Annotated in this window: 2 protein-coding genes, 2 pseudogenes and 1 riboswitch; of the genes and pseudogenes, 3 read left to right on the top strand and 1 reads right to left on the bottom strand. The window is 35.2% G+C overall.

The window, feature by feature from the left end; all coding sequences use genetic code 11:
• Nucleotides 1-972 precede the first annotated feature (972 nt).
• Nucleotides 973-1,140, top strand: a pseudogene (locus ACFWE9_RS25930) (ABC transporter ATP-binding protein); the annotation flags it as partial.
• A 291-nt stretch (nt 1,141-1,431) separates the two neighbouring features.
• On the opposite strand, the gene purF reads toward ACFWE9_RS25930, so the two are convergent.
• The gene (gene purF, locus ACFWE9_RS25925) at nt 1,432-2,802 is read right to left on the bottom strand and encodes an amidophosphoribosyltransferase (RefSeq protein WP_377359524.1); all 1,371 of its coding nucleotides are present in this window, start codon (nt 2,800-2,802) and stop codon (nt 1,432-1,434) included.
• A gap of 791 nt (nt 2,803-3,593) precedes the next feature.
• On the opposite strand from purF, the pseudogene ACFWE9_RS25920 reads away from it, so the two are divergent.
• Both ACFWE9_RS25920 and ACFWE9_RS25915 read left to right on the top strand, forming a co-directional pair.
• A pseudogene (locus ACFWE9_RS25920) lies at nt 3,594-3,928 on the top strand (ATP-binding cassette domain-containing protein); the annotation flags it as partial.
• Nucleotides 3,929-4,330: 402 nt separating this feature from the next.
• Nucleotides 4,331-4,413: riboswitch (cyclic di-GMP riboswitch) on the top strand.
• 18 nt (nt 4,414-4,431) lie between these two features.
• On the top strand, nt 4,432-4,536 hold the full coding sequence (locus ACFWE9_RS25915; protein ID WP_082162823.1) for an anti-repressor SinI family protein: 105 nt from the start codon (nt 4,432-4,434) through the stop codon (nt 4,534-4,536).
• Nucleotides 4,537-4,931: the final 395 nt, after the last annotated feature.

The following is a 4,931-nucleotide window of genomic DNA, read 5'->3' as shown; positions in this document are numbered from 1 at the left end:
ATAATGGGTATTATTAAATGAATTAAAGAAAGAGAAACTATTAAAAGCTATGACTCATATCTAGAGAGCGGTTGCTCTATTGACTGGGTTAATTAAGAAAGGGTGAATTTTTTTAAAAATGCCTTTATACCAAATGAGAGAAATATGGACGCCCTTAAAATTAGTTGGAGTTAAGTTTTTTAAATCCGATGATAATAGTATTTTCATCAAGGTTTTTAACCAACATCGAAGAAGGTTAAAGTAATATGTTTTGATATAATGAGTATTAACCTAAATGTACCTCCAAAGTGTTAGGAGAACCACTTTAGCAGAGCAGATAGCGTGTTAAATAAAAGTCATTAGTTTGTTTATTGAGAGCCTAAAATAAAAAAGTTTTAGGCTCCTTAGTATGCGTGGTTTTAAAGATCCATCATGATATGTGTAAGCGAAGTAACATTATGATAAAAGGTGTCTACGGGGACACATGGGTATGAAGAAAATCGGTGAAATCATCTGTCATAAAAATATAAACTTCAGATCATTTAAGGAAAGGTATTTTGTATGAGGTAAATAGGTACAGAGTAAAAGAATGGTATGTATAAAGGGGAAAAATTCAGGATTATCGTTCGTGACTTCATTAGGAGAGGACAGAACTTGAAAAGTCATCATATCAATGGAAAATATAAGAATATGTGTACATGGGGAAGGCTGTTAATCAGCCTTCTTTTTTTATGAACTGTTTTTCTAATCAACCACAAACTGTTTCTATTCCTTTTGTTTAAATGGAATTAATTGGTGTGTTAAAACAGGAACAAGGTCACAATAAAAAATCATATAAATGAATGATAGTTTATTATAAATAAACCTAGCAATTTTGTGAGGGGACTATTGAGGAGAACATTATTCAGTTTACCATTGTGGTTGTCATTTTTTGGTTGGAGTAAAATTATAATCAATTTTATAAGTTAAGAAATTAAAGACTCGGAATAAAAAGATACACTCACTGGTGATCGAGAAGTTCGACTGTTAGGAGGAGAAAAACAGCTCGTGTACTAGCCCGAAGAATTTTACGTAAACCATCAATCCTTGTTCTAGATGAAACAACAAGTGCCTGAAAGACTCAAAGGAACCTTGACCAATATTGTAATTGCTCATCGGTTATAGACGATTCGTAATGCGGATCAGTATTGGTTTTGGAGTAGGGTGAAGAAGCCTAGTAACACGAACCTCTTAAATCCCGGTTCAGCATAAACTTGAACACCTTAAAATAGTTGTATAGATAAGTGGAGGCATCCATTTGTAGAGAGAAAGAAAGTGAGAGCTATAATTGTAAGTGGTAAGAGAAAACAGTGACAAATTCCAAGGTTTAATAGTAGGGAAATGGCAGGCATCACACAAAGAAGGTTGTTTTTGTGGTGCCTGCCATTTTTAGCCTACTTAAGCTGTATCACTTCAAATATTAGTTGGGTATGCACCACTAAAACAGGCTATACAGCGGCTGCTAGTTTCTCCAAGATCTACATCTACTGCCTCTAATAACCCATCGGTGCTTAAAAAGGCTAATGAATCTGCCCCGATAACCTTTCCCATAGCTCGTTCGTGTTCGTGTTTGTTGGCAAATAGTTCTTCCTTAGTTGGCATATCCACTCCATAAAAACAAGGGTTTCTAACCATAGGTGAACTAATTCTTACATGGACTTCCTTGGCACCTGCTTGCCTAATCAATTGGACAATGCGCTTGCTTGTCGTTCCCCTAACAATCGAATCATCGACTAATACCACCCTTTTTCCTTCCAAAATTTCTTGCACAGCGCTTAATTTAAGTCGAACAGCTAAGTCGCGCAATTCTTGCGTGGGCTCAATAAATGAACGACCAGCATAAGGGTTTTTAATAATCCCCATTTCATATGGAATTCCTGATTGTTGAGAAAAACCAATGGCGGCAGGGACGCTTGATTCGGGAACTGCAACGACAACATCAGCTTGTGTCGGATGTTCTCTTGACAGAATTCCACCTAATTCCTTCCGGATTGTTAAGACACTTCTTCCTTGAATAACGCTATCTGGACGGGCAAAATAGACAAATTCAAAGGAACAAAGGGAAACCTTACCTTTTTCCGCAAATCTTCCAGTTTGAATTCCATTTTCATCTATAAGAAGCCATTCACCTGGTTCAACTTCCCGCCAGAACTTAGCATCAACCGCATTTAAAGCGCATGTTTCTGAGGAGGCGATGATTGATTCACCAATTTTTCCAAGGCTAAGCGGACGTAACCCATGACGATCCAGGGCAATTAGCATTTGTTTTTCAGTCATTATAATCAAGGCAAATGAACCGTCGAGACGTTTAAGAATATCAGGTGCGCTTTCTGCGAAATGCTTTTTACTTGAACGAGCTATTAAGTGAGCAATAATTTCAGTATCAGTTGTTGTTTGAAATATGCTTCCCTGCTGTTGTAACACATCCCGTTCTATCCTTGCATTTACGAGGTTGCCATTATGAGCAACAGCCAGGTCCCCCTCGCTATATTTAAAAACGAGAGGTTGTGCGTTTTGCAATAAACTTTCACCAGAAGTTGAATATCGTACATGACCAATGGCCATATTTCCGCTTAATCCATCAAGGATGTCCCGTGAAAATACTTGGGTAACTAATCCCATTCCCCTGTGATTCCTGAATGATTTCCCATCACTAGCCACAATTCCTGCACTCTCCTGACCACGGTGTTGAAGTGCATGAAGTCCATAATAAGTTAATTCGGCTGCTTTGGAGTGATTAAACACTCCAAATACCCCGCATTTCTCCTGCATTTCTGAATCCATTTTTCTCTTCCTCCCGTTGATATCCTTTTTGTTATTTTTGGCAAAAGGTGAATTTCTATCCTTTTTATTTACTAATCAGTAAATGGATAGGGACTAATCAAATTGCAGCTCTAAAAATAGTTCTATGAAACAGTTAGGGATATTTGCTTTGCATTATTGAATTAATATCTTGGTATAAAAGACTTTTGGGCATAATGGAATATATTGAATTAATGTATTTTGTATGATTTATAGTAAACTATATAGTAAAGAACTGATATTAATTTATAAAATCTTGCTCAGTATAAAAATAGTGAATAATACAGTTAATATTTTTGCCGTTTGGTCGATACTTTAATATGAAGATCAAGCAAAGGGACTTCGCTGAAAGCGTTGTCAGATAGCTGCCATCAAAATATAAGGAGAATATTTGATGACAAAAAACAAATTTATTACGTTCGAGGAAGCTTATGAAAAGAAAGAAAGAAGTAAGAAAATTTTTATTGGGTCTTATATTACTATTATTTTAATTTTGATTTCTTTATTGACTTTTTTTCTTGGTAAATCATAACGGATGTAAAATAGGGCTGAGAAATCAGTCCTTTTTTTGTGTTAAGAAGGTGAATGAGGAAGTATGCAGGAAGCTCTCCTTTTGTCTAAATGGGTAGTCAAAGGAGCTAAGAGTCCTAAGACTACAAAAGAGAAGATCTTTATTTTCAGAAGTTCTTGTTGTGGGACTACTGTGGGGAACGCTTTTAAGCTTTCCGTTGTGGTTGTTATTTCTCGGTTAGATCAATTTTATAAGATAAGAAATTATCGGAGATCGAGGTGTCCGACTATCGGGAGGAGAAAGGCAGCGTCTGGTACTAGACAGAGCGATTTTACGCAAACCGGCCATCCTGGTTTTGGATGAAGCAACAAGTGCTTTGGATACGGAGAACGAAGCGAAGATTCAATCCGCTATTGAAAGATTAAAAGGAAAAATGATCGTCATAGCTCATCGATTATCGACGATTCGCAATGCCGATCAAGTGTTGGACATGGATCAGGGAGAAATCATTCAGGTCGGTGAATATAAACAGTTAGCGAATGAAAAAAAGGGATGTTTAGCAATTTATTAGGTATCCAAATGGAATCAAGTGTGTAAATATTTACTAGAGTTCACGAAAAGTCAGGTTACAGCCATATTATGGTTTGTAATGCTGGCTTTTTTTCTTAGGAAAATAAATTAAAACTGAATCACTTAGCCCACTTATTTCGAAATGTTATTTTTGTGGAATAACAAATTCGAGCTTATATATGCTATTATAAATCTACTTTTAATAAAAGAGTTGTAAAGAAAGCGCATTATACCAGTGTTTTTACATTGTAATGTCATTTTTTGATGAATGATGTTGAAAAATGATAGAAAAAAACGAATAGTATTAAGAGCTATTATTACGTTTTTAAGTATAATTAACATTAATATAGTTTTAATTAAGGGGAAATTTTTTATAAACAGGGAATGCAAGAGATTTATTAATCTTGGAGAATAATTAATGTGAAATATTCTTGAGAAAGGCAAACCTATTGAAAAGTAGGGACGCAAAATTACAGTCTAATGCTAAATGCTAAGACGGCTGTGTTACCACAAGTTGGGTGGGATTTATCATGGAAGCTAACAATGAACGGGAAGAATGGGTTTATCTAATTTTAGAGGCTAAAAATCTAGGATTATCTATTGAAGATGTGCGAGAGTTCATCAAGGGAAAATGAACTGGAAAAAGCAAATCAGGGGATAAAAATTACGTTAGGGAAGGCTGTTATTCAGTCTTCTTTTTTTATTTTCATTATCGGAAAAATTACCGTAAAAGGGATCTAGAATAAAGAACATGGGGACAATAATAAAAATGCAACCTAATTGAGAGGGATTTTTATTATGGATGGACTTAATGCTTTTATAAAGGGATTAATATGGGGAACTTTATTCAGTGTACCGCTATGGTTGTCATTTTTCGGTTGGATAAAAATAATAATGAATTTTATAAAGTAAGCGCTTAATATTTAGATTATAATAAATGGAGTTAGTATAGTTTCATGGACACATTTTAGTTAAGTCCTTACAATGATTTTTGAGAGGATGTGTCCGTCTTGGAACGTAAGAATACAGG

This window comes from Peribacillus sp. NPDC060253, assembly GCF_042727425.1.
Lineage (GTDB): Bacteria > Bacillota > Bacilli > Bacillales > DSM-1321 > Peribacillus.
This window is presented reverse-complemented; position numbering and strand designations above follow the sequence as displayed.

What these genes read in the sequence shown, in the direction of transcription:
- ACFWE9_RS25915 (WP_082162823.1), top strand. Translation starts at nt 4,432, where the DNA reads ATGGAAGCTAACAATGAACGGGAAGAATGGGTTTATCTAATTTTAGAG.
- purF (WP_377359524.1), bottom strand. Translation starts at nt 2,802, where the DNA reads ATGGATTCAGAAATGCAGGAGAAATGCGGGGTATTTGGAGTGTTTAAT.